Here is a 24,377-nt window from a genome sequence, read left to right as displayed (position 1 = left end):
TGCCTCACGGGTGACGAGAATGTGAGGCGATTATGGTGAGTGCGGGGGCGGGGTGTGTGTCGCTATGTATCGGGCGGCCCGGGCGACACGCAACTTTGCAAAACGCAACAAAAAAACGCCGCGGTGATACCGCGGCGTTCCTGGGCATGCCCTCGCAGGGGTCTCCCCCTCGTGCTGTCAGGTGCGTGTGAGCTGATCGCGGATCGGCAGCGAGCGGATGCGCTTGCCGGTTGCCGCAAAGATCGCGTTGCACAGCGCGGGTGCCACGGGCGGTACCGGCGGCTCGCCGACACCGCCGGCGGGCACATCGAAGTCGCCACCGACCAACCACGTGTTGATCACGCGCGGCGCCATATGGGAGCGCAGCACCTCGAAGTCGTGGAAGTTGCTCTGCTGGACGCTGCCATCCTTGAACGTGATCTCGCCCAGCATGGCCAGGCCCACGCCCATCACGCAACCGCCCTCGACCTGCGAGCGGATGCGTTCGGGGTTGACCTGCGGACCACAGTCGATCGCCATGTCCACGCGCGGGATCGTGATCTCGCCCTTGGCATCCACCTTCACTTCCACCACCGTGGCCACGTAGGTGACGAAGCTGTACGCGATCGCGATGCCAAGGCCGTGGCCCTTCGGCAGCTTGCGGCCCCAGTTCGCGCGGCGCGCGGCTTCTTCCACCACGCGGCGCATGCGGCCGGTGTCGAGCGGATACACCTCCGGCGACTCGTTGTAGTTCCACTTGTCGGAGAGTGTGGTCGGATCGATGCGGCGCGCCGGGCCGATCAGTTCCAGCAGATAGTCCTTCGGATCGCGGCCGGCCTTGTGGGCCAGTTCGCTGACGAAGCTCTGCACCGCGAACGCATGCGGAATATTCGAGACCGAGCGGAACCAGCCGATACGCGCGTGCGCCGGCACGTCCGCCGATTCCAGGCGGATGCCCGGAATCTGGTACGGAATATTGATGGCCGTCATCGCGGCCTCGAAATCGGCCTTGCCTTCGGCGCCGACCTTGAAGGTGGACGCGATGGTCGGCGCCGCCGAGCGGTGCAGCCACGCCGACGGCTTGCCGCCGTTGTCGAGCGAGGCCTCGAGGTGTTCCACCGACACCGTGTGGAAGTAGTCGTGGCGCAGATCGTCGTCACGCGTCCACTGGAGCTTGACCGGCGTACCGCCGAGCGCCTTCGACACGAGTGCCGCTTCGGAGATGAAGTCGGCCATCGACTTGCGGCCAAAGCCGCCACCGAGCAGCGTCAGATGCACGGTTACGTCTTTCGGATCGAGCCCGACGTGCTTGGCCACGCTTTCCAGCGCGCCCTGCGGTGCCTGCGACGGCGCCCAGATCTCGCACTTGCCGTCGACAAAGCGTGCGGTGGCGACCGGCGATTCCATCGAAGCGTGCGCGAGGTGGGGGATGTAGTACTCGGCAGAGACCTTGCGCGCGGCCGGTGCCGACGACAGCGTCGTCAGCGCGTCGCCATCGTTGCGCAGCGCCTTGCCCGGCTGGTTCGCGGCCGTTTGCAGCGTGGTGCGGAATGCCGCCGAGTCATAGCCGGCATTCTTGGCGCCGATTTCGGCCGTGTTGTCCCACTCGATCTTCAGCGCGGCGCGGCCCTGCATCGCGGCCCACGTATTGGTCGCGACCACGGCAATACCACCCACCGGATTGAACAGCGGCGGACCGTCGTAGCCCTTGAGCTCGACCACGCGCTGCACGCCCGGCACCTTGAGCGTCTCGGCAGCGTCGTAGCTGCGCACCTTGCCGCCGTAGACCGGCGGGCGTGCGATGACGGCGTAGACCATACCCGGCAGGCGCACGTCGATGCCGTACGTGGCGCGGCCACGTGCGATGTCGCGGCTGTCGGTCGGCACGATCTTGCCCTTGCCGATATAGCGGAACGCTTCGGGCTTCTTCAGGACGAGCGCGTTGGCGGCCGGCACGGGCTGCTTCGCCGCGGCTTCGGCCAGTTCGCCAAAGCCGAGACGACGGCCACTGGCCGTGTGCAGAACCTCGTGATTGCGGGCCTGTACCTCGCTGACCGGCACGTTCCACTGGGCCGCGGCAGCGGCTTCCAGCATCTGGCGCGCGGAAGCGCCCACGCGGCGCATCGGCGAGAGGAAATGGCGCATGCTGCGGGAGCCGTCGACGTTCTGGCTGCCGTAGCGCGCTTCGTTGGCGTCGGCCTGCACGATCTTGACGCGATTCCAGTCGGCTTCCATTTCGTCGGCCACCACCATCGGCAGGCTGGTCCGCACGCCGGTGCCCATTTCCACGCGGTGGGCCACGATCGTGACAATGCCGTCCGTGCCGATCGAGACAAACACCAGCGGGTTGTCGACCACGCCGCCGGGCATCGCGTCGCCGCCGTACTTCTTGGGCTCGGCCGCCTGCGCCAGCGAGACCACGCCACCCATCTGCACGGCGAGCGTCAGCGCGGCGCCACCTTGCAGGAATAAACGACGAGAAGGCCGAGCGAGCACGTCGGCGCTTTGGTTGTTTTCGGTCGTCAGGCTCATGCGGTCCTCCCGTTTAGCGTGGCGGCGGCGCGCTTGACGGCCGCGTTGATGCGCGTATAGGTGCCGCAGCGGCAGATATTGCCGCTCATCGCGGACACGATCTGCGCGTCGGTGGGACGCGGATTGCTTTTGAGGAACGCGGTCGCGGTCATGATCTGACCGGCCTGACAGTAGCCGCATTGCGCCACGCCAAGTTCGACCCAGGCGTCCTGGACGGCCTTGCCGACGCGGTCGTTCTCGACCGATTCGATGGTGTTGACCGACTTGTTGGCGATGGTCGAGATCGGCGTCACGCAGGAGCGCGTGGGCTGGCCGTCAACGTGGACGGTGCAGGCGCCGCAAAGCGCCATGCCGCAGCCGAACTTGGTACCGGTGAAGCCGAGCGAATCGCGCAGCGTCCACAGCAGGGGCGTGTCGGGCGAAAGGTCCACCTGATGGACCTGGCCATTGATTTTTAGTGTGGTGGTGGTCATCGTGTCTCGTGCAGGGATGGGGAGGCCAACTACGGGGAGGCCAGCATCGGCCCCCCGGCATCCTACGAGACTGCCGCTTCCGTGAGAAGTGGCTTTTGATTAATACACTTAGCAACCGGACTTCATAATCCGCATATTCAGTTGGTCGGCTGACCGGCCGCCTGCAGAATCAGGTTGGCGACTTCCTGCGGATGCGAGATCAGCGACACGTGGCTCGACGGCAGTTCGATCGTCTTGGCGCCCATACGCTTGGCCATAAAGCGCTCGAGTTCGGGGTTGATCGTGCGGTCTTCGGTCGATACGGCGTAGTACGACGGCTTCTGGCGCCATGCGGCCACGGTGGTCTTGGCCATCGTGATGGCGCGGCCCATCGGCTGCTGCACCGCGTAGTAGGCGCGGGCCTGGTCCACCGGCAGGTCGCCGGCGAAGTCCTTCACAAACGCCTGTTCGGACAGCTTGGCGTAGTCGCCCGACCATTGCAGGCCGGCGCCAGCCGGGGCAGTGGGGAATTTCTTGGTCAGTGCGGGATAGTCTTCACCGGCATCGGGAGCACGCGCGGCGATGTAAACCAGCGACGACACCTTGGGGTCGACGCCCGCTTCGCTGATGACCATGCCGCCGTACGAGTGTGCGACCAGCACGGTCGGGCCGTCCTGCAACGCCAGCGCGCGCTTGACCGCATCGACGTCAGCGTCGAGCGAGGTGGTCGGGTTTTGCACCGAGGTCACATGCAGGCCCTTGGCCTGCAGGATCGGGATGACTTTTTCCCAGCTCGAACCGTCGGCATACAGGCCATGCACGAGCACCACATTTTTTACGGGGGCGGGCTTGTCCTGTGCCGATGCGGCTTGCGAGAAGCCGAGCACACCAAAAGCGGAAATCGCGGCCAGGGCGGCCACCAGCGGGCGTTGGAATTTCATGATCAGTCCTTTCGAGAGTCGGCAACAGCTGAGTTATGCGCTGTCTGCCAGTAGGACGAACGGTCCGATCCGCCTATTCCATCGACGACGAATTATTTTTGCTGATGGTTTGATGTCTGTTTTGCTCCCCTCTCCCTTGAGGGAGAGGGGCCGGGGGAGAGGGTGAAAGGTTAATTAACCAATTGTTTTCTCCCCTCTCCCTCGGGGAGAGGGGCCGGGGGAGAGGGCAGCCCCAAACCCATCCTTCAGTGCCTGCCGCAGGTAATCCACAAATGCCCGTACCGCCAGCGGCACATACGGGCTATATGGCCGGATCGCAAACAACTGGTTGCCAAATGCCCCCGCCGAGCGCCAGTTCGGCAGCACCTGCACCAACCGGCCCGCGCGCAATTCCTCCTGCGCGGAGAAGTCCGGCAACAGCGCAATGCCAAGCCCCTGCAACGCGGCTTCGCGCAGCACTTCGCTATTGTTCGCCGCAAAGCTTCCGCGAATCGCCACGTTGCGCCGCGCGCCACTGCCACGCACGGGCTCGAAGCTCCATGCCGGCGTTTCGCCACTGCGGAAGTAGGGCAGACAGACATGGTCGGCCAGCGCCTCGGGCGAGGCGGGCGTGCCGTGATCATCGAGATACGCGCGAGACGCCACCAGAATCGCGTGCGTGCGGCACAGTGTCCAGGCCACATGCGTGTCTGGCGCCGCCGCGGTATGGCGAATCGCGAGGTCGAACCCTTCCTGCACCAGCGACGACAGCCGGTCGGACAACTCGAGTTCGATGCGCACGTCGGGATACGTCTTCAGAAACGCTGGAATACGCGGCACGATCTGCTGCCGCCCGAGCGCCACCGGCGCGGTCACGCGCACCAGTCCACGGGGTTCACCGACCAGATCGCGTACCCCGGCAAAGCTGCGCGCAATCTCATCGAACGACCCACGCGTGGCATCGGCCAGTTGCTGGCCGGCTTCGGTCAGCCGCATGCTGCGCGTGGTCCGGCGCACCAGCGCCACGCCAGCCCCGCGCTCCAGCTCGGCAATCCGCTGGCTCAGCGCGCTCTTGCTGAGCCCCAGCCGCGCGGCGGCCGCCGTATAACTGCCCAGTTCACCCAGTACGACGAGCGAATAGACGTGGGACCAGCGGGTCTCTTTGTTATCGTTTTCCATCCACGCATTGTTCGCTTAGCTGAACAATGCGTCAAGACCCGCCCACGTCCACCATTTACTTCGACGTCGGCATCGCGAACTCGGCGCCCTTGTCGATGCTCTGCGGCCAGCGCTGCATGATGGACTTCTGCTTCGTGTAGAAGCGCACGCCTTCCTCGCCATAGGCATGCATGTCACCGAACAAGCTGCGCTTCCAGCCGCCAAAGCCATGCCAGGCCATCGGCACCGGAATCGGCACATTGATGCCGACCATGCCAATCTGAATGCGGCGCGAGAACTCGCGCGCCACGCCGCCGTCGCTGGTGTAGCACGACACGCCGTTGCCAAACTCGTGCGCATTGATCAGGTCGATCGACTCGCCCAGATCCTTGACGCGCACGCACGCCAGCACCGGCCCGAAGATCTCTTCGTTGTAGATGCGCATATTCGGCTTGACGTGGTCGAACAGCGTGCCGCCCACAAAATAGCCGCCGCTATGGCCGGGCACTTCGAGGTTACGGCCATCGACCAGCAGCCGCGCGCCTTCTTCCACGCCCAGCCCGATATAACCTTCAATGCGTTCCTTGGCCTGTTGCGTCACCACCGGGCCCATCTCGGACTTGTCGTCCATACCATTGCCGATGACCAGATCGCGCGTGCGCTCGACCAGTACCGGCATGATGCGATCCGCGATATCGCCGACCAGCACAGCCACCGACACCGCCATGCATCGCTCGCCAGCGGAGCCATACGCGGCGCCGATCAGCGCATCGACCGTACGTTCCACGTCGGCATCCGGCATGACCACGAGGTGATTCTTGGCACCCCCCAGTGCCTGCACACGCTTGCCGCGCGCGGCCGAGCGCTCGCTGATGTACTGCGCGATCGGCGTCGAGCCGACAAAGCTCACCGCGCGCACGTCGTCATGATCGATCAACGCATCCACGGCCTGCTTGTCGCCCTGTACCACGTTGAACACGCCCTTGGGCAGGCCGGCCTGCGCGAACAGATCCGCCATAAACAGGCTTGCGCTCGGATCACGCTCGCTCGGCTTCAGCACAAACGTATTGCCCGTGGCGATGGCCACCGGGAACATCCAGCACGGCACCATGCACGGGAAATTGAACGGCGTAATACCGGCCACCACGCCCAGCGGCTGACGCATGGTCCAGTTGTCGATACCGGTGCTGACCTGCTCGGTGTAGTCGCCCTTGAGCAGTTGCGGAATGCCGCAGGCGAACTCGATGACTTCGATGCCACGCGTGACTTCGCCCTGCGCGTCGGAGAACACCTTGCCATGCTCGGCGGTGATGATCGCGGCCAGCTGGTCGCGGTTCTCGTTCATCAGTTGCAGAAAGCGCTGCATCACGCGGGCGCGGCGCAGCGGCGGGGTATCCGCCCAGGCGGGGAACGCGGCGGCCGCGGCGGCCACGGCGGCTTTCACTTCCTCGCTGCCCCCCAGTGCGACGGTACGCGCAACTTCGCCGGTGGCCGGGTTGTAGATCGGCTGCGAACGATCGCTCAGCGCCGCCACGTGTTCGTTGTTGATGTAGTGGCCAACCTGGCGATTGTCGTTGTAGGGGGTGACGCTCATGACTGGGCTCCTCTCTGATGGATGGCCCAAGTGTAAGAGCGCGACCGTTGTGCATTCAATGCATGAACGCTTCAAACATTGTTAAGCAGACTGAACAATGCGGAAGCTATGCCAGCTGCTTTTCCAGCACGACAAAATGCAGATCGTCGCGCAAGGGCTGGCCCACGCTCGGATCGTCGTACGGGAATGCCACCGTCGCCCCGGTCGGCAGATAGCCTTGCCGCCCATACCAGGCAATGAGTTCGGCCCGAGCATGCACCACGGTCATGCAGGCTCGCGTTACGCCGCGGGCGAGCAGATAGTCTTCCGTCAACGCCACCAGCCGCTTGCCGGCACCACCGCCCTGTAGTGTGACGTCGACCGACAGCATGCCCAGTTCGGTGCGCTCCGGCTCCAGCTGGTCCAGGCAGATGGTGGCCACTACACGTTCGCTCGGACGCTCGCGCATCACCAGCACCACCGGGTTGTCGCCCGCGACCGTGCCCGCGACCAGCGCCGCAACCTGCGCGGCATCGGTCCGTTGCCCGGCAATCAGCCCAGCCTCGGACGTCCATCCCGCTACGCCATCCTGGCCACGATAGGCGCCATTGACGATGCGAACGATGTCGGGAACGTCCGCCGCAGTGGCATGGTCAAGCTGGTATTCGGTCATCAATAACTCCATTAGGGTTGATCTGCCGTGTCTTCACGCCTGCGATAGGCGGAAGGGGCCACGCCATAGACGCGCTTGAAGGCAAGACTGAATGCACTGTCCGACTGATAGCCAACGGCTTCGGCAATTCGCTGCATCGGCGTCTCGCGCCCCTGCAACGCGTGCGCGGCCATGCGCATGCGCCAGCGCAGCAGGTACTCCAGCGGCGCGATGCCCGTCAGTTGCTTGAAGCGCGCCGCAAACGCGGAACGCGACATGGCGACGCGCGAGGCCAGTTCCTCCACGCGCCATGGCCGCGCCACGTCGTCATGCATCGCGCGCAGCGCCGCGGCAATGCGATCGTCGCGCAACGCGCCCAGAAAGCCGGCGCACGTGGGCCCGATCGCGGGCCGGCACCAGTAGCGGATGGTTTCCACGCACAGCATCTGGGCCAGCATCGCCTGGCTGGCATCGGCACCGGGCTCCGGCGAGTCCAGTTCGTCGCGCAGCCGCATGATCAGCCATCGCATCGACGCCGCGCTGGCATCTTCACCGTGCACGACGACCACCGGCGGCAGCGCGGAAGTCAGCAATTCGACATCGATCGCATCGAGTGTCAGCGCGCAGCCGACCATATAGCACTGAGATCCGCGCGGCGTGCCCGGCACGCCCTCGATCACGCCACGGTGGTCGATAAAGACCTCCTCGGCGGGTAATGGCGTCAGCGAGATATCGCTGCAAAGCGCATAGGTACCGGCGCGCGTCAGCATAAAGCCATCGCCCTCGCGCAGCCGGATCGGTGCCGGCAGGTCCCCATGCACGAGCCACGCTTCACCCTCGGCGACCACGTTGATCTTGGTGGTTTCGGTCTCGAACGTGACCGCCCATTCGCCGCTCGCCTGCAGCGATCCACTGAGCGAGCAGTGCGCGGCCAGCATCATCAGCCATTGGGACAGCGGGTCGTTGGACATCCGTGGACGATCGGGTAAGTATCGTGGACGAGGGATTATGGTCGCGGATGCACGTGCTGCCTAGACTGCGCCTTTCACGATACGGCGCCATGCCGATACATCCATGCAAATCCAACAAAAACTCGGAAGCGGCTTCGATGCCACCACCACCGCCGCACAGGCGGTGGGTAATCTGGACCTGCGCGGCAGGCTGTTCGTCGTCACTGGCGGACACGCGGGTCTTGGACGCGAGGCCGTCCGCGCACTGGCAGCGGCGGGCGCCAGCGTCTGGGTCGGCGCACGCGACCCGGAGCGGGCCGCACAGGCATTGGCGGGAATCGATGGCGTGCGGACGGCCCCGTTGGACCTGAGCGATCCGACCTCGGTCGATGCCTTCGCCGCGCGGATTCTTGCCGAGGGTCAACCGCTGCACGCGCTGATCAACAATGCCGGCATTATGGCCGTGCCCCTGCAGCGGGACGTGAATGGCCACGAATTGCAGCTATCGACGAACCATTTGGGGCATTTCCGGCTGACGGCGCGGCTGTGGCCGGCCCTGGTCGCGGCGCAAGGCGCGCGCGTGGTTGCGCTGAGTTCGGGGGCGCATCGCTTTGGCGGCGTCGATCTTGAAGATCCCGACTACCGCGCGCGTCCCTACGATAAATGGCAGGCCTATGGTCAATCGAAGACTGCCGCCGCATTGTTCGCGCTGGAACTGGACCGACGCGGCGCCGCGCATGGCGTGCGCGCGTTCTCCGTCCATCCGGGAGCGATCAAGACCGGACTGGGCGAGCATCTGACGCAGGCGGACTATATCGAGATCGGCATTTTCACGCCCGACGGCGAACCCCGGCCGGAATTCGCCAAACTGTTCAAGACCATGGAGCAGGGCGCGGCCACCACGGTCTGGTGCGCGACCAGCCCACGGCTGGTGGGCCTTGGCGGCCTGTACTGCGAGGACTGCGATGTGGCGGACCTGATCCCCGCCACCTCCCAATCGCTGCTCGGGGTGCTGCCGCACGCGGTCGATCCCGACGTGGCGCGTGCGTGGTGGACCGTCAGCGAAGCATTGGCCGACGTGCGTTTCCCCATCTGAGCCTCACGGGCACAACCCCGCCTCCCGGTAGGCATCGATCACGCGATTGAACATCGCGATGTCCCGATGCCCGCGCGCCACCAGCTGAGCGCCCTCGATGGCCGTAAAGATCGCCAGCGCGCGGCGCCGGCGCGCGTCCTCCGGCGCCGGCTCGGCGTCGAGCGCCAGCAGACGCGTAAGCCACGCGATATTGACGTCCGTGAACCGATTCACCTCCACCTGAACAGCTTCGGGCAGGTCCGCGAGCTCGGCCGACATGATGCCGCACAGACACATGCGGTTGTCGTTCTCGAGCGCCGCGCGGAACACCGAGACATAGCGCTCGAACACCTCGCGCTGCGAGTGCGAGGTCAGCAGCAGCTCTTCCAGCAGCACGACAGCGTCTTCCGTATAGGCGCGCGCCAGCGCCGCACCGAGGTCGCCCTTGGTCGGAAAGTGGTGGTGCACCGCCGGTCCCTTGATCCCGATTTCCTGCGCGATATCGCGAAAACTGAGCGCGTTGTACCCGTGCGCCTGCACCATGCCGCGCGCGATCTGGAGGATGCGTTGCTTCGTATCGCTAGTAACCATGCGGCATTGTAGCTGGTTACTTAGCGCTAGGTAAGCTTGACGAACGCCTAAAAATACCCGTAGGATGTTTACCTACTTATCGATAGGTAAGTGACCCTTCTCTCAACGGAAACATTCATCGCGGCCCACTATGAAGCTCTACGACATCCCTGGTTTTCCCAATCCGCTCCGCATTCGCATCGTCCTGGCCGAGAAAGGACTTGGCTCCCAGATCGAGTTCGTGAAGGTCGACCTGCCGGCTGCCGAACACAAGCAGCCAGATTTCCTCGCCATCAACCCCACGGGCACCGTGCCGGTGCTGCAGATCGACGATGGCACCTACATTTCCGAGTGCACGGCGATCACCGAGTACCTCGATAACCTCGATGGCAACCCCGTCCTGACGGGCCGTACCCCGCGCGAAAAAGGCGTGATCCACATGATGCAGAAGCGTGCCGAGTCGCAGCTCATCGACGCGGTTGGCATCTATTTCCACCACGCCACACCGGGACTCGGCGACGCGCTGCGCGCCCATAAGCGCCCGGAATGGACCGATCGTGAGGTCTGGGGACGCCAGGAACGCGTGCGCGCTGAGGCCGGCATGCGTTATTTCAACGAGGTGTTGAGCCGCCAGCCGTACGTGGCCGGCGATGCGTTCTCGATGCCCGATATCACGGTATGGGCCGGTCTGCTGTTCGCCGGCTTCGCGCAGATCCCGGTGCCCGACGACTTGACGCATCTGCACGCTTGGAAGGCACGGGTCGACGCACGGCCGTCGGTGCGGGAACCGGCGTAAGCCAGCCCGCCACTTCGGCGCCACTCCGACGCTAAAGGGGGATACTCCACGTATCCCTCGAGTGGCATCCTCAAATGCCATGGGTGCCGGAGGCCATTGCGGCGGGGTTCCCGGAGGAAAATTGCGCCCGGCCATCCTGCCGTGAGACAAGCACAATGAATCTGGGAAAATCGTATTCAATACGCGACTTCGCGATCTGGTCGCGACGAAAGTTCTACGCGGCATTCGTATGCAGTACGGTGCCGGTCCTCCTGTACCACAGCCTCGGCATGACATGGCTGGCCATCCCGATTCCGGTGGTGGTCCTGCTGGGCACCGCCACGTCATTTATCGTCGGCTTCCGTAACGTGCAGACCTACAGTCGTGTCATCGACGCGCAGCAGATCTGGGCCGAGATCGTGAACGGCAGCCGCTGTTTCGGCGTGATGAGCCGCGATTTCGTGTCCGTGCCGTCAACGGGGCGAGCCCTGATCCTGCGGCACTGCGCCTGGCTGACAGCGTTGCGCTACCAGTTGCGCACGCCAAAGATCTGGGAGAGCCTGATCCTGGCGTCGAACATCGAATATCAGAAGTACTACAGCGTGCCGGAGTGGGAGACGCCGCTGGAACAGGCCCTCGCGCGGTATCTCTCCGCCGCCGAGATCGACGCGCTCCTGCGCGCCGAGAACCCCGCGATCCGTCTGCTGAGCGATCAGTCGGCCGCCATCAAGCGAGCCCTGGATGACGGCGAGCTCAGTAACGGCTGCTATATGGAATTGAGCAGCACGATTCGCAACCTGTTCAACCAGCAGGGGCGGGCGGAGCGCATCAAGAACTATCCGTACCCCCGGCAGTACGCGGTGATCAACCGGCTGTTCGTCCGTACGTTCTGCGCGTTGCTGCCGTTCGGCATTCTTGCGGAATTCGCGAAACTCAACGCCAATGTGTCGGGCGTCATGCACGGCCATATGATCTGGCTCGCGGTGCCGTTCGGAACGATGATCGCGTGGATGTATCTGGTGCTGGAGCAGGTGGGGGAAAGTACCGAGAATCCTTTCGAAGGCAGCCCCAACGATATTCCCATGGCACAGCTCAGCCGCAGGGTCGAGCGGGAACTCATGGACATGCTGGGCGAGACCTGCGACCTCGCGGAGATGCCGGCGGAGCGCGGGATTGTCCTGTAACGGACATCCCCGCGCGCGCCTCCGCTCAGTCGTCCAATCTGTCGTCCAATCAGTCGTCCAATCAGTCGATCTTGGCGCCGCTCTGTGCGATCAGTTCGACGTCGAGCTTGCCCTCACGCGCGGCGAAGGTCTTGAACGCATCGGGCGAGACCGACGGCGCGGCTTCCTCGCCGCGGCCGGCCAGTTGCTTCTGGATCGACGGTTCGCGCAACACCCTGGCGCTGGCGGCAAACAGCTGCTGGACGAGCGCCGGCGGCGTGCCCTTGGCCACGAACAGTCCATACCAGTTGTTCAGTTCATAGCCCGGCACGCCAGACTCGGCGATGGTCGGGTAGTTCGGCATCACCGCCGAGCGCCTGGCCGACGTCACCGCGATCGGCAACAGTTTTCCGGCATCGATCAGCGGTTGTACCGAGGCCGGCGTGGCAAAGCTCAGTTGCGCGTCGCCTGCCGCTACCGCCTGTCCCGACTGTGCGCCGCCCTTGTAGGGCACGTGGGTCATGCTGACGTTGGCCAGTCTGGCGAAGTGCACGGCGGCCAGATGGGTGACCACGCCATTGCCGCTCGAGGAATAGTTGAGGGCGCCCGGGGACTGCCGCGCCTTCTGCAGCAGTTCGCCCGTGCTCTTGATGCCGGAGTTCTTGCCGGCAACCAGCAGCAACGGCGCCGTGGTCAATTGCGTGACCGGGGTAAAGTCCGCCGGGGTGTAACGCAGATTCTTGTAGAGCGCGTTGTCGCCGCCCATCAGGCTGGCGCCACCGATATAGAGGGTGTAGCCATCGGCGGGCGACTTCGCGACGTAGTCCGCCGCGATCGTGGTGCCAGCGCCCGGGCGATTGTCGACGATCACCGGTTGCTTCAGTTCCTTCGCAAGGCCTTCGCCATAGATCCGCGCAATCGTGTCCGCCGCGCCGCCCGGTGGGAAACCGATGACCAGCCGGATCGGCTTGTTCGGGAAAGCGTCCTGCGCCCATGCGACCGGCGCGGAAATCAGGGTTCCTGCCGCAACTGCGACGAGCAAGGCAAAGCGTGTCTGTGATGGCATGTGGTCTCCTCCAATTGTTGTCTTGAGCCGGCTGTGGTGCCGTTTCTGGTTTGCTGCTTGACTTGATTGCTCGCTATCGCCCCCGGAACACCGGCCGGCGTTTCTCGCCGAACGCGCGGCGACCTTCCGCGTAGTCCTCGCTCTCCGCGGCGTGGTCTACCAGTTCTTGCACTGCTGCCTCGGTCAGCGTCGGATCCGCGCTGGCCAGCTTGTTCAGGATGGTCTTGGCACCGCTGATGGAGAGCGGGGCGTTGTCGGCCAGCACGGCGGCCGCCGTACGGGTCGCCGCCATGACGTCCTCGGCGACCTCGTCAACCAGACCGATGCGGTAGCCCTCCGTTGCATCCACCGCCTGCCCGGCAAACAGCACGCGCTTGGCGTTGGAAACCCCGACCAGCGCGAACAGACGGCGCGTACCCTTGAGGCCGTAGACGATGGAGAGCCGCGCGGCCGGAATCGACAGCAGCGCGGCGGGCACGGCATAGCGGAAATCGCAGGCCATCGCCACGTTCAGCGCGCCGCCCATGCAGAAGCCATTGATGGCCGCGATGGTCGGCTTCGACACGTTCTCGATGGCATCGCAGCAGGCATCGACGGCCTGTTCGTAGACCACGACCTGTTCGGGATTGGCGCGTACGGTCGCAAACTCGGCGATATCGGCACCCGCGCTGAAGCTTGCGCCGCTGCCGGTGAGCGCGATCACGCGCACGTCCTCGCGCGCATCGAGATCGGCCATGATGGTCGCGATGCCGCGCCACATGGCCAGCGTCAGTGCATTGCGCTTTTCCGGGCGTTCGATGGAGAGGATGGCGAGACCATCGTTGATCGTCACCTTCAGCGCTTCATGAGTGGCGTGTGTCCCCGCGTTGCCGTCCGCGGCGGCATGGTTGTCGAGCTTCATCGTGTCCCCGGTTCAGGAAGCTACCGCTTCGGTGGTGGTGCCCGCCGTGCGGCCGCGGCCGTGTTCGGCCTGAAAGATGGCGCCGCACGCGACCAGTTCGTCGATCTCGGCATCGGAGAACGCGAATTCGCGCAGGATGTCCGCGCTGTCTTCACCGACGGACGGCGCGGCGCTGCTGGCGATATGCGTCGTGCCGTTGAACAGGATCGGCAGGCCGAGCGCGCGCATGGAGTCGCTGGAACCGCCCTTTGGCGCCTCGACATCCACGACCATGCGCACCGCGCGCGCCTGTTCATGCTCGAGTGCTTGCCCGACGTCGTTGACCGGGCCAGCCGGAATGGACGCGGCGTCGAAGCGCTCGAGCCATACCGCAAGCGTGTCGCCGGCCAGCACTTCCTCGATCAGGCCCGCCAGAATCTTGCGATTGGCATGGCGTACCTCGGGGCTGTCGAAGCGCGGATCGGTTTTCCAGTCCGGATGTCCCAGCACGTCCGCGATACGCTCCCAGTTCGCCTGGTTGGCGCCGCCGATCGCCATGCGGCCATCGGCGCAGCGAAACACCTGATACGGAGCGACCAGCGGGTGCGCTGTGCCCGACGGCTTGGGCACGATGCCGCGCGAGAAGTAGGCCGCGGCGTACCAGTAGAGCTGCTGCATCGATGCCTGCAGCAGCGAGGTATCGACCCGCTGGCCCTTGCCGGTGCGCAGACGATGGATATAGGCCGCCAGAATGCCAGTCGCCGCCAGCACGCCCGCATTCACGTCCGCAATCGAAATGCCGGGTTTGACCGGCTCCGCGCCTTCTTCGCCGGTGACGCTGATCAGGCCGCTGAACGCTTGCAGGATCAGATCGAAGCCGCCTTTGCTGGCCAGCGGACCTTCGCGGCCGTAACCGGTCACCGAGCAATAGATCAGGGCCGGGTTGATCTCCTTGAGCACGTCGTAGCCGAGACCCAGACGTTCCATCACGCCGAGGCGGAAGTTCTCCGTCAGCACATCAGCCTGCGCGACCATGCGCAGCAGCGCGCGTTTGCCTTCGGGCGACTTGAAGTTGATGCCGATCGATCGTTTACCGCGATTGAGCATCATGAAGGAGGGCGGCAGGCCGGAATCGCCTTCGCGACGATAGTTGCGGGAATCGTCGCCAGCCGGGAATTTCTCGACCTTGAAGACTTCGGCACCCATATCGGCGAGCATCAGCCCGCACGTCGGTCCCGCCATGATCTGCGACAGCTCCAGCACCTTCACACCCTGCAGCGGCCGCTCGAAAGCTTCGTCTCCTGCGCTCATCTCCAGTCCTTCTTTTCGTTTTGCTGCGCTCAGTATAAGAACGTCGTCAAACGAAAAAAAATATGGAATTAGGATGGCTCGATAGGAAATTACGATGGATTGGCGAGTGGTCCGTCCGCCAGCACGCGGGCGCCCATCCAGTGTCCGTCGGCCAGCAGCGTTTTGAGGATGGCCAGCGTCGTCGCCACCACGACTTCCGCCGCGCGGCTCAGCGGCAGGACATCGGAGACGCACAACGAGATCTCCCGATCGAGCCGATGCCCGGCGATGGGCAGCGCGGCGATGCCGGTCTTGCGCTGCATATCGTCAGAGATCGCGGACCACGGCAATACGGTCCAGCCAAGGTTCGCGGCGACCAGGCGGATCAGCATGTCGGTGGCGCTGACCTCGCTGACCAATCGAAACTTCAGCCGCTTGTCGAGCAATGCCGCCTCCACGCGATGCCGGATCGTGCTGGGTGCGCTGGGCAGAATCAGCGGGCTATCGGCCAGTTCCTTCAGCTTCAGGGTCTGGCGCCCGTGCACGCCGCTCTGCGGCAGGACCGCGTACAGCGCCTCCAGAAACAGTGGCGTGATCCGCGCCCCGCGGCGCGGCTGCGCATCGACCGTGATGGCGATATCGAGCTTGCCCGCCGCCACCAGATCCACGAGTTCCGCGCTGGGGCGCTCGACGATCTCGATCAGGATGCCGCCGCTCGACAGCAACTGGCGCACCAGCGGTTCCGCCAGCATCTTGCCGGTGCTGCCCGGAATGCCGATGGCGGCGCGTCCCGTCGGGTGGGTAACCTCTTCGGACACCGCCTGCCGCACATCTTCGTGTTGCCGCAACAGCGACTTGGCGTAGCCGTACAGCACCTCGCCCGAACTGGTGAGCCGTGCGCCGTACACGCCGCGGTCCAGCAGGCGCGCGCCGAGCTCGGTCTCCAGATTCATGATCTGCTGGCTGAGCGCGGGCTGGGCAATGCGCAGCGCCTCGGAGGCGCGCGTCATATTGCCCAGTTCGGCGATCTTGACGAAGTACTTGAGTTGCTTGAATTCCATGGCTGACTGGCCTCTGACGACGGCGCGCAGGGTACGCCGATCGATAAGATTACGCGATGGAACCATCGTTATTCAATATTTTTCCTTGATCGATGCGGTTTCTATACTCCGCCTTATAAAACAAGACAGGAGACACCTCATGACGGCCAGCATCGATGGCGCCATCGCCAGTGCGCCTACCGGCGCGCACGAACAGTCGCAGCGCCGGGTGGTGCTGGCGTCCTCGCTCGGGACGATGTTCGAGTGGTACGACTTTTTCCTCGCGGGCTCGCTGGCCGCGCAGATCTCGGCCAATATCTTCTCTGGCGTCAATCCGACTGCCGCATTCATCTTTACGCTGCTGAGCTTTGCCGCGGGCTTCGCCGTGCGGCCGTTCGGCGCGCTGGTCTTCGGTCGCATTGGCGATATCGTCGGGCGTAAGTACACGTTTATGGTGACCATCGCGCTGATGGGTGCGGCGACGTTTGCCATCGGCCTGTTGCCCGGTTACGCGACGATCGGCATCGCGGCGCCGATCCTGTTTGTCGCCATGCGCATGCTGCAGGGGCTGGCGCTCGGCGGGGAATACGGCGGCGCGGTTGTGTATGTAGCCGAGCACGCGGGCAACCACGAGCGTGGCGCGCGCACCGCGTGGATCCAGGCCACCGCGGCGCTGGGGCTGCTGCTGTCGCTGGCCGTGATTCTGCCTACGCGTTACCTGCTCGGCGAAGAAGCCTTTACCGCATGGGGATGGCGCATTCCGTTTCTGGTGTCGCTGCTGTTGTTGCTGATCTCGCTGCGCATTCGCCTGACGCTGCACGAGTCGCCCGAGTTCGAGCGCATGAAGCGCGAGGGCACCACCTCGAAGGCCCCGATCTCGGAAGCCTTTGGGCAATGGAAGCATCTGCGCGTGGTGCTGCTGGCGTTGTTCGGCATCGTCATGGGGCAGGCGGTGGTCTGGTATGCCGGGCAGTTCTACACGATGTTTTTCCTCACGCAGACGCTCAAGGTCGATGGTGGCACGGCCAATCTGCTGATTATCGCGGCGACCATTGTTACGACACCGTTCTACGTCGTCTTCGGCAAGCTGTCGGATCGCATCGGCCGCAAGCCGGTGTTCCTGTCCGGCTGTCTGCTGGCCGCATTGTTCTTCTTCCCATTGTTCAAGGCGCTCACGCATTACGCCAATCCCGCGCTTGAACGCTCGCAGCAGTCGGCGCCGATCGCCGTGCGCGCGGACCCCGCAACCTGCAGCTTCCAGTTCAATCCGGTGGGCACGGCCGAGTTCAAGAGTTCCTGCGATATCGCGCGCGCTGCCATCGCCAAGGCTGGCCTGAACTACACCTCGGTGCCGTCGCAGCCCGGCCAGCCGGCCCGCATCGAGGTCGGCAAGATCGTGATCGATAGCTTCGAGGGCGGTACGGCCGAAGACGGTGCGCGCACCAAGGCGCTGAACGCCGCGCTGGGCAAGGCGCTGACCGATAGCGGCTATCACGTCGGGCCCGCCGATCCGAACCAGATCAACAAGCCGATGACCATCCTCGTGCTGATCACGCTGATGCTGTTCGGCACCATGACTTACGGCCCGATCGCGGCGATGCTGGTCGAGCTGTTCCCATCGCGCATCCGCTACACGGCGATGTCATTGCCGTACCACATCGGCATCGGCTGGTTTGGCGGCTTTCTGCCGGCCACCACGTTCGCGATCTCGGCGGCGGTCGGCGATATCTATGCCGGGCTCTGGTACCCGGTGGGGCTGGCCGCGGCCTGCTTTGTCATCTGCCTGTTCTTTGTCCGGGAGAGCAAGGGGATTAATATCTACGCCTCGAGCCAGCCGCTCTGACTCCCACTACAACGATCAAGAGACACCATCATGCAGTTTGCGGACTCCCACGGCGTGAAGCTATTCGTCCAATCCACCGGTGCGGGCATCCCGATCGTGTTCGTTCACGAGTTTGCGGGCGACTACCGCAACTACGACGATCAGGTACGTTTCTTCGGCCCGAATTTTCGTTGTATCACCTTCAATGCGCGCGGTTATCCGCCATCCGAGGTGCCGACCGACGTCGAGCAGTATGGTCAGGCTTTTGCGGTCGAGGACATCGCAAGCGTGATGCGCTGGGCCGGCGTGGAGAACGCGCATATCGTCGGGGTCTCGATGGGCGGCTATGCGACGCTGAACTTCGGGCTGACCTACCCCGAGCGCGCCCGCTCGCTCACGCTGGTCGGCGCCGGGCATGGCTCGGACCCGGCGCGCCGCGAGCAGTTTCTGCGCGATAGCGCGGAACTGGCCGAGCGGCTGGTGACCATGGGCATGGAGCAGGGCATCGAGCATTACGCCAACAGCACGATCCGTCGGCGCTTCAAGGAGAAGAATCCGCGCGGCTTCGAGCAGTTCAATCGCCAGTTCGCCGAACACTCGGCGCTGGGTTCGTCGCTCACGACGCGCGGCTATCAGATGCGGCGGCAGACCATCTATGAGCTCGAAGCGAAGCTGCGCGAGTTGCGCGTGCCCACGCTGATCGTCACCGGCGACGATGACGAGCCCTGCATCGAACCGGCCTTGTTCATGAAACGCACGATTCCCGATGCCCGGCTCTGGATCGTTCCGCGCACGACGCATGCGGTAAACCTCGAAGAACCGGAGGCATTCAACCGCGTCGTGTTTGACTTCATACTGTCGGCTGACCAACAGCGCCAGGAGTAATAACGATGGATTTGCAACTGCAAGGAAAGTCGGTCCTGATCACCGGCGGAAGCCGCGGCATCGGTTTTGCCTGCGCGGTGACGTTTGCCGCGGAAGGGGCCAATGTCACGATCGCCGGCACCTCTGCCGAGTCGACCGCGCGAGCCCAGCGCGAACTCGCGGACCAGCATGGGGCGAAGGTCGACACCTTCGTCGGCGATCTGTCGGCGCCCGAGGTGCGGCAATCGCTGGACGCTCAGCTTGGCGCCGTCGACGTGCTGGTCAACAACGCCGGCGCGATTCCCGGCGGCGGGCTGACCGCCATGAGCGATGCGCAGTGGCGCGAGGCGTGGGAGTTAAAGGTCTTTGGCTATATCGAGACGACCCGGATGGCGCTGCCCAGGATGATGGAGCGTGGCTCGGGCGTGATCGTCAATGTCATCGGCATTGCGGCCGAGATGCCGCGCTACGACTATCTGTGCGGTGCCACCGGCAACGCGGCGTTGTCAACGTTCACGCGTGCGGTCGGCGCGCGTTCCACCACGCGCGGCGTGCGGGTGGTCGGGGTGCATCCCGGGCCGACCGAAACCGACCGGCTTCTGAAGCTGTACAAGAGCCGTGCGCAGGAGAAGTATGGTGATGAATCGCGCTGGCAGGAAATGCTCGAGCACCTGCCCTTTGGCCGGGCGGCCCAGGCGTCCGAGATGGCGGACCTCGTGGTGTACCTCGCATCGGCACGGGCGTCGTATCTGAGTGGTGTGGTGGTCGATGCCGCGGGGGGCGCCCAGTATGCGTGACGCAACGCGCGCCGATTATCGCCATCTGGCGAGCGTACAGACGCGGTGGATGGACAATGACGTGTACGGGCACGTGAACAACGTGACCTACTACAGCTACTTCGACACCGCGGTAAATCAGTATCTGATCGAGCGCGGCGTGCTCGATATCCACAACGGCGACGTCGTGGGTCTGGTGGTGGACACCGGCTGTTCGTATTTCCGCTCGATCGCGTTTCCGGACCGCCTGCAGATCGGCGTGCGCGTGGCCAAGCTCGGTAATTCGAGTGTGCGCTACGAAGTCGCGGTCTTCCGCGAGGAAGACGAAGCGATCTGCGCGGCGGGGCATTTCGTGCATGTGTATGTCGACCGTGAATCCGGTCGACCGGTACCGATTCCCGATAACACGCGGGAAGCGCTGGCGGCGTTGCAGCGCTAGGCTCGCAGTATGGTCGTGGCGCTTTGAAACTCGTGGATAAGCGCCTCGAACCTGCGATGGAGTTCCGGGGGCGGCTGGTCGATGCCGTAGCGTGTGGCGGCGTGCATCGCCCATGCCTGCCAGCCGAGTTGCTCCATCGTCGGCGCTGGTTGTTGCGCAGCTTGTTGCGCAGGTTGCAGGACCGCGCCGATAAACGTCTCGGCGGGCTGTCCTTTCTCGCACAGCATACCGATGTCGTCGCGGATCCACGTCACCAGCCGTGGCGCGAGGTCGCCCATATTCAGCGTCAGATCCTTGACCCGCAGTTCGTGCGGATACTCGCCGACGATCTGGAAGACCTTGTCGTTGACGACGTGCACCCAATGTGGGGTTTCGGCGATGGCGATCTGAAAGTCGAATCCAGCGTTTTCTGCCCTGAACCGGTTGAGCACCAGCCAGTGCCAGATCAACCCGATGAGGTTGTGAAACCGGTCGGCGGCTTCGATCTGGTCACCGTCTGTTGACGCCGCCGGCGGGCGGACTGGCGAGACAATCCGCACCCGATGGCGGTCACCGCTGCGCAGCGCGCCCACCAGCGACGTGGTCTGCGTCGAGGCCATGTAGTGACCCCAGTCCCCGGTCTTCAACCAGTCGTCATCGATATCGAACGAGCGGTAGATCGCGTGGATGGGTTCGTCCGGGGCACGCTGGGCATATTCGCCGTAAATGCGTGTGCGCCCGTCTCGGGTCCCGAGCGTGTTCTGCATGCTCGTGACTTGCTTGCCGAGCTCATCCGTGACCCAGCGCAGGTCCTGACGCTGCTTGTCCAGCGAGGCGTAGTGCTCCGCTGCCACGAAGATCGCCACCACCGCCATCACGAAGATCGCGGGTTCCGGCAGCGGGTGGTGCAGCGTATGCGCGCCGAAATAGGCCGCGGTGGGGATGATGAACACGAGGATGATGCCCCACCACGAGCCGAAGATGCGGAACACGATGCCTTCGTCGGCATCATCATCGTGCTTCCACCCGTCTTTCTCATCCGTGACTGCCTTGCCGTCCGCGGCGGCTTTCTCCTTGCGCTCGCGCTCGTGGATGATGTGGTGGTGCAGATTGCTGCTGAAGAACGCCAGCAATGTCAGCACGACGACCACCAGCGCATGGAACCACGGTTGCCGCTGATCGTCGTCCAGCCAGTCATGCGGCCACGTATCGAACAGAAACGTCGCGACCAGCACCATCGAGAAGACCCATAGCGTCAGGCAAGCCGCGACGAGTCGCCGATGCGTGGACTCTTTCACTGCTGGTGGTTCCATGCTGTGCCCTCGGTACGTGGTTCCGCTCAATGTTACGCCACGGCAACACTAGCCATGAAGCCTACGCCGAAAATGCTCGCGAATAATCGCCGTCACAAAGTTCGCATCGCTACCTGAAAAGCTGTCCCTGGAGGCTCAGGCGCGCGCAGCCGCGCGGGCCGAAGCCATGTTGTTGGATTTGCTGCGACAGGATCTGCGGCGCGTCAGGCAGCACAACTTCGAACCAGCACGCGGCTGAGCTACATCAGACCACGGCGCCCGCGGCGACGGTCGTGTAGTCAAGACGCGTGCATTCTTCGCCGGTGATGTCGTAAGTCACCAGAGTCGTTTTCTCCTGGCGGGCGAGGGTCGCGCCCGCCAGCACGGCGGCTTCGCGGGTTGGGTGGTGGGAGTCCGCGTAGCGGGCGCCTTCGTGGATGACGTCCCAGCCGCCCTTGTACGGCGTTACCTGAATATGCAGAGGCATGATTTATTGGCCGTCAGCGTGATGGGCGGCCTCGGCCTCTCTTTGTCCGAGGTTGTCCACCAGCCGGAATTGAAAGAGAAACAGCAGGACTAGCCAAAGCACCGCGATGCCGGCCAGCAGGAGTCGATATTCGAGGTAAGTAGTGCCCATGACGATCTCGAAAGTGGGGTGTTTCGAGCTTACGCAAGCGCCGATAGAAGCTTCGTCAAGAGCCCGCCAGCCGGCATCAAACTTTCGTAAAAACCGGTCCGCGGCCTAGCATGGGTTGAATATTTCAACCGTGCGGTAGCGCACCTTCCGCACACGGAAGATGCCTTTCGCAAACCACCTCCGCAAAACATACTGATTGACGCCATAGCTGATCGGAGGCGTCGTGAACCCCGCAGACCACACCTACGTCCCGCCGCAGGCAAAGGCGTCGAGTACGCTGCCCGCGGAGCTTGTCGCCTACCTTGACGGCACCGACTTGCTCGCCAAGATGCAAGCCCTGCGGATCTCCACGGTCGATGGCGAAGGGTGGCCGCATGCCTCACTGCTTAGCGCGGGTGACATGGTTGCCATGCCATCGGGATCGCTGCGCTTCGCCGTCTTCGCCGAGTCCACCACCGCCGCCAATATCCAGCGCGATCACCGCGTGACCGTGACCTTCGCGCACGATGGCGGCATGGGCGAAGTGCGTCTGACGTGCCGCCGTCTGACCGATGCGGCGGCATTTCCCACGATCGCGTTGTTCGAGGCGGAGCCGCTGTCGGCACGCTTTCACCTTGCGCCGTATGCCACCGTGCGCAGCGGCATCACCTTCCAGTTGCACGAGGAAGCACCGGCGCTGGCGCGCTGGCAGCGCCAGATCGAGGCCCTGCGCGCGGCAACCTGAACCGCCTCGGCAGCGTCGCAACCGTCCGTCACGACAGGGGCCCGCCATGACAGCCTATCCAGACTTCCGTGCCTTCCTCAGCGTGCTCGAGCAGGAAGGGCAGATGCTGCGCATCACCGACGAAGTGCAATTCGAGCCCGATCTCGCCGCGGCGGCCTGCGCGCTCGCGCAGATCGGCGATCAGGTACCGGCCATTTTCTTCGACAAGATCGCCGGCAGCCCCGGCGCGCAGGTCGTGCTGAACACGCATGGCTCCTGGCCGAACCACGCGCTGGCGCTGGGCATGAACAAGGACGCGCCGCTGAAGGAACATTTCTTCGAGTTCGTACGGCGCTTCCAGTTGTTTCCGGGCGAGCTGCAACGCGTCGATAGCGCGCCGTGGCAGGAAGTGCGCGTGGACAAGGACATCAACCTGTTCGAGCTGCTGCCGCTGTTCCGCCTCAATCGAGGCGACGGCGGTTTCTATATCGACAAGGCCTGCATCGTGTCCCGCGATCCCGATGACTGGGACAACGATGATGTGGAGAACGTCGGCGTCTACCGGTTGATGGTCAAGGGAAAGAATCGCATCGGCATCCAGCCGGTGCCTCAGCACGATATCGCGATCCATCTGTCCCATGCGGAGGCGCGCGGCGAAGACCTGCCCATCGCCATCTGCATTGGCAACGAGCCCGTTATCCTGCTGATGGGCGCCACGCCGCTGCTCTACAACCAGCTCGAATACAAGATGGCGGCCGTGATGCAGGGCGAGCCCTACAAGGTGGTACGCACGGAAAAGGGCCTCGACGTGCCGTGGGGCTCCGAATACGTGCTCGAAGGCCGGATTCTGGCGAGGCAGCGCGAGATCGAAGGACCATTCGGCGAATTCCCCGGCTATTACTCGGGCGGCCACCTGTATCCCGTCATCGAGATCGACCGCGTCTCGCACCGCACAAACCCGATCTTCGAGTCGGTCTATGTAGGCCGCCCATGGACCGAGATCGACTTCCTGCAGGCGATGACCACCAGCGCGCCGATCTTTATTCAGCTGAATCGGATGTTCCCAGAGGTGGTAGCGGTCAATGCGCTATACACGCATGGCCTGATCGTCATCGTTTCCACGCGCGTGCGTTATGGCGGCTTTGCCAAATCGGTGGGCATGGGCGTGCTCACGACCCCGCATGGGCTTGGCTACGCCAAGATCGTGATCGTGGTCGATGAGGATATCGACCCGTTCAATCTCAATCAGGTGATGTGGGCGATGTCCGTGCGCACCAATCCGGCCGGCGATATCGTGATCATTCCAAACCTTGCCGAGAACCTGCTTGACCCCGCCGGCGAGCCCAACGGCATGGCGCACAAGATGATCATCGACGCCACTACGCCCAAGGCCCCCGACCGCCGCGGCGACTATGGTGAGGTCCTCGATACGCCCGAAGGCACCGACGCATGGCGCGACAAGCTGTTGCCCCTGATCCACGCGCTCAGGAAGTAAGGCCAGCGAGTTTTAGCATCGGAGGTTGAAGATGGACGCAGAAGACACCCCATGGGTCTGCCCGCGCTGCGGCGCGACCACCACCCAGATCCGCGCAAAATCCGCCGTAGCCAACGTATGGACCGTGTTCGGTTGCGACACCTGCCTCTACACCTGGCGCTCGACGGAACCAAAGGAAAACACCGATCGTACGTGCTATCCCAACGTCTTCAGGTTGCACCCAGAAGACATAGCAAAAATGCCCGTGGTACCGTCGATACCGCCGCTGCGTCCGAAGGGTTGAAATCCCCCAATT

The 24,377-nt window shown here is 64.0% G+C and carries 25 protein-coding genes; 10 read left to right on the top strand and 15 right to left on the bottom strand.

The window, feature by feature from the left end:
* Positions 1 to 177: 177 nt before the first annotated feature.
* The 7 genes from LDO41_RS28555 to LDO41_RS28525 form a co-directional block, all read right to left on the bottom strand.
* Positions 178 to 2,511 carry a xanthine dehydrogenase family protein molybdopterin-binding subunit gene (locus LDO41_RS28555; RefSeq protein WP_223994427.1) on the bottom strand — a complete coding sequence of 778 codons (2,334 nt, stop codon included), beginning with the start codon at positions 2,509 to 2,511 and terminating at the stop codon, positions 178 to 180.
* Positions 2,508 to 2,984 carry a (2Fe-2S)-binding protein gene (locus tag LDO41_RS28550; protein WP_223994425.1) on the bottom strand — a complete coding sequence of 159 codons (477 nt, stop codon included), beginning with the start codon at positions 2,982 to 2,984 and terminating at the stop codon, positions 2,508 to 2,510. Before LDO41_RS28550 ends, LDO41_RS28555 begins: the two co-directional genes overlap by 4 nt.
* Before the next feature lie 137 nt (positions 2,985 to 3,121).
* On the bottom strand, positions 3,122 to 3,904 hold the full coding sequence (locus LDO41_RS28545) for an alpha/beta hydrolase (RefSeq protein ID WP_223994423.1): 783 nt from the start codon (positions 3,902 to 3,904) through the stop codon (positions 3,122 to 3,124).
* Between the two features lie 174 nt (positions 3,905 to 4,078).
* Positions 4,079 to 5,062: a LysR family transcriptional regulator gene (locus tag LDO41_RS28540; protein ID WP_223994421.1), complete on the bottom strand. Its 984-nt coding sequence runs from the start codon at positions 5,060 to 5,062 to the stop codon at positions 4,079 to 4,081.
* 55 nt (positions 5,063 to 5,117) lie between these two features.
* A complete protein-coding gene (locus LDO41_RS28535; protein WP_223994419.1) occupies positions 5,118 to 6,635 on the bottom strand; it encodes a CoA-acylating methylmalonate-semialdehyde dehydrogenase in 1,518 nt (505 codons plus the stop codon).
* A gap of 106 nt (positions 6,636 to 6,741) precedes the next feature.
* The gene (locus LDO41_RS28530) at positions 6,742 to 7,287 is read right to left on the bottom strand and encodes a GNAT family N-acetyltransferase (protein WP_223994417.1); all 546 of its coding nucleotides are present in this window, start codon (positions 7,285 to 7,287) and stop codon (positions 6,742 to 6,744) included.
* Between the two features lie 11 nt (positions 7,288 to 7,298).
* Positions 7,299 to 8,237, bottom strand: coding sequence for an AraC family transcriptional regulator (locus LDO41_RS28525; RefSeq protein ID WP_223994415.1), 939 nt, complete (start codon positions 8,235 to 8,237; stop codon positions 7,299 to 7,301).
* A gap of 103 nt (positions 8,238 to 8,340) precedes the next feature.
* Between LDO41_RS28525 and LDO41_RS28520 the strand changes: the two genes are divergently transcribed.
* Positions 8,341 to 9,312, top strand: a complete 972-nt coding sequence (locus tag LDO41_RS28520; RefSeq protein ID WP_223994413.1) for an SDR family NAD(P)-dependent oxidoreductase — start codon at positions 8,341 to 8,343, stop codon at positions 9,310 to 9,312.
* Between the two features lie 3 nt (positions 9,313 to 9,315).
* Here LDO41_RS28520 and LDO41_RS28515 read toward each other — a convergent pair whose 3' ends face one another.
* Positions 9,316 to 9,882 carry a TetR/AcrR family transcriptional regulator gene (locus tag LDO41_RS28515; RefSeq protein WP_223994411.1) on the bottom strand — a complete coding sequence of 189 codons (567 nt, stop codon included), beginning with the start codon at positions 9,880 to 9,882 and terminating at the stop codon, positions 9,316 to 9,318.
* Positions 9,883 to 10,012: 130 nt separating this feature from the next.
* On the opposite strand from LDO41_RS28515, the gene LDO41_RS28510 reads away from it, so the two are divergent.
* Together LDO41_RS28510 and LDO41_RS28505 are read left to right on the top strand one after the other, a co-directional pair.
* Positions 10,013 to 10,657, top strand: coding sequence for a glutathione S-transferase family protein (locus tag LDO41_RS28510; RefSeq protein ID WP_223994409.1), 645 nt, complete (start codon positions 10,013 to 10,015; stop codon positions 10,655 to 10,657).
* A 155-nt stretch (positions 10,658 to 10,812) separates the two neighbouring features.
* On the top strand, positions 10,813 to 11,820 hold the full coding sequence (locus LDO41_RS28505) for a bestrophin family protein (protein WP_223994407.1): 1,008 nt from the start codon (positions 10,813 to 10,815) through the stop codon (positions 11,818 to 11,820).
* Positions 11,821 to 11,881: 61 nt separating this feature from the next.
* Here the strand turns inward: LDO41_RS28505 and LDO41_RS28500 are convergent, their stop codons facing one another.
* The 4 genes from LDO41_RS28500 to LDO41_RS28485 all read right to left on the bottom strand — a co-directional run bounded on the left by LDO41_RS28500 (position 11,882) and on the right by LDO41_RS28485 (position 16,096).
* On the bottom strand, positions 11,882 to 12,865 hold the full coding sequence (locus LDO41_RS28500; RefSeq protein WP_223994405.1) for a Bug family tripartite tricarboxylate transporter substrate binding protein: 984 nt from the start codon (positions 12,863 to 12,865) through the stop codon (positions 11,882 to 11,884).
* 73 nt (positions 12,866 to 12,938) lie between these two features.
* Entirely contained in the window at positions 12,939 to 13,766 is an 828-nt protein-coding gene (locus tag LDO41_RS28495; RefSeq protein ID WP_223994403.1) for an enoyl-CoA hydratase-related protein, read from the bottom strand.
* A gap of 12 nt (positions 13,767 to 13,778) precedes the next feature.
* A complete protein-coding gene (locus LDO41_RS28490) occupies positions 13,779 to 15,056 on the bottom strand; it encodes a CaiB/BaiF CoA transferase family protein (protein WP_223994401.1) in 1,278 nt (425 codons plus the stop codon).
* A gap of 89 nt (positions 15,057 to 15,145) precedes the next feature.
* Complete coding sequence (locus tag LDO41_RS28485) at positions 15,146 to 16,096, bottom strand: LysR substrate-binding domain-containing protein (protein ID WP_223994399.1); 951 nt, start codon at positions 16,094 to 16,096, stop codon at positions 15,146 to 15,148.
* 139 nt (positions 16,097 to 16,235) lie between these two features.
* On the opposite strand from LDO41_RS28485, the gene LDO41_RS28480 reads away from it, so the two are divergent.
* Genes LDO41_RS28480 through LDO41_RS28465 form a run of 4 tightly spaced genes read left to right on the top strand, consistent with a single transcriptional unit; the run spans position 16,236 to position 19,976 of the window.
* On the top strand, positions 16,236 to 17,918 hold the full coding sequence (locus LDO41_RS28480) for an MFS transporter (RefSeq protein WP_223994397.1): 1,683 nt from the start codon (positions 16,236 to 16,238) through the stop codon (positions 17,916 to 17,918).
* Between the two features lie 30 nt (positions 17,919 to 17,948).
* Positions 17,949 to 18,782 carry an alpha/beta fold hydrolase gene (locus LDO41_RS28475; RefSeq protein WP_223994395.1) on the top strand — a complete coding sequence of 278 codons (834 nt, stop codon included), beginning with the start codon at positions 17,949 to 17,951 and terminating at the stop codon, positions 18,780 to 18,782.
* A 5-nt stretch (positions 18,783 to 18,787) separates the two neighbouring features.
* Complete coding sequence (locus tag LDO41_RS28470) at positions 18,788 to 19,558, top strand: short-chain dehydrogenase/reductase (RefSeq protein WP_223994393.1); 771 nt, start codon at positions 18,788 to 18,790, stop codon at positions 19,556 to 19,558.
* Complete coding sequence (locus LDO41_RS28465) at positions 19,551 to 19,976, top strand: acyl-CoA thioesterase (RefSeq protein WP_223994391.1); 426 nt, start codon at positions 19,551 to 19,553, stop codon at positions 19,974 to 19,976. Before LDO41_RS28470 ends, LDO41_RS28465 begins: the two co-directional genes overlap by 8 nt.
* Here LDO41_RS28465 and LDO41_RS28460 read toward each other — a convergent pair.
* From LDO41_RS28460 to LDO41_RS28450, 3 genes are all read right to left on the bottom strand, one after another.
* The gene (locus LDO41_RS28460) at positions 19,973 to 21,268 is read right to left on the bottom strand and encodes a hypothetical protein (protein WP_223994389.1); all 1,296 of its coding nucleotides are present in this window, start codon (positions 21,266 to 21,268) and stop codon (positions 19,973 to 19,975) included. The two genes, LDO41_RS28465 and LDO41_RS28460, sit on opposite strands and share 4 nt — an antisense overlap.
* Positions 21,269 to 21,512: 244 nt before the next feature.
* Positions 21,513 to 21,734, bottom strand: a complete 222-nt coding sequence (locus tag LDO41_RS28455; protein WP_223994387.1) for a DUF2188 domain-containing protein — start codon at positions 21,732 to 21,734, stop codon at positions 21,513 to 21,515.
* 3 nt (positions 21,735 to 21,737) lie between these two features.
* The gene (locus LDO41_RS28450; protein ID WP_223994385.1) at positions 21,738 to 21,884 is read right to left on the bottom strand and encodes a hypothetical protein; all 147 of its coding nucleotides are present in this window, start codon (positions 21,882 to 21,884) and stop codon (positions 21,738 to 21,740) included.
* Positions 21,885 to 22,107: 223 nt separating this feature from the next.
* Between LDO41_RS28450 and LDO41_RS28445 the strand changes: the two genes are divergently transcribed.
* From LDO41_RS28445 to LDO41_RS28435, 3 genes are read left to right on the top strand one after another with little or no spacing between them, the layout of a single operon-like run.
* The gene (locus LDO41_RS28445) at positions 22,108 to 22,608 is read left to right on the top strand and encodes a pyridoxamine 5'-phosphate oxidase family protein (RefSeq protein WP_223994383.1); all 501 of its coding nucleotides are present in this window, start codon (positions 22,108 to 22,110) and stop codon (positions 22,606 to 22,608) included.
* A gap of 46 nt (positions 22,609 to 22,654) precedes the next feature.
* Complete coding sequence (locus LDO41_RS28440) at positions 22,655 to 24,082, top strand: non-oxidative hydroxyarylic acid decarboxylases subunit C (protein ID WP_223994381.1); 1,428 nt, start codon at positions 22,655 to 22,657, stop codon at positions 24,080 to 24,082.
* A 31-nt stretch (positions 24,083 to 24,113) separates the two neighbouring features.
* Positions 24,114 to 24,365 (top strand): non-oxidative hydroxyarylic acid decarboxylases subunit D, encoded by a 252-nt coding sequence (locus tag LDO41_RS28435; protein WP_223994379.1) that lies wholly within the window; start codon positions 24,114 to 24,116, stop codon positions 24,363 to 24,365.
* Positions 24,366 to 24,377 lie beyond the last annotated feature (12 nt).

Origin of the sequence: Cupriavidus pampae (assembly GCF_914271485.1) — a bacterium.
GTDB classification, from domain to species: domain Bacteria; phylum Pseudomonadota; class Gammaproteobacteria; order Burkholderiales; family Burkholderiaceae; genus Cupriavidus; species Cupriavidus pampae.
The sequence above is the reverse complement of the archived record's forward strand: the minus strand, read 5'-3'. Positions and strand labels throughout refer to the sequence as shown.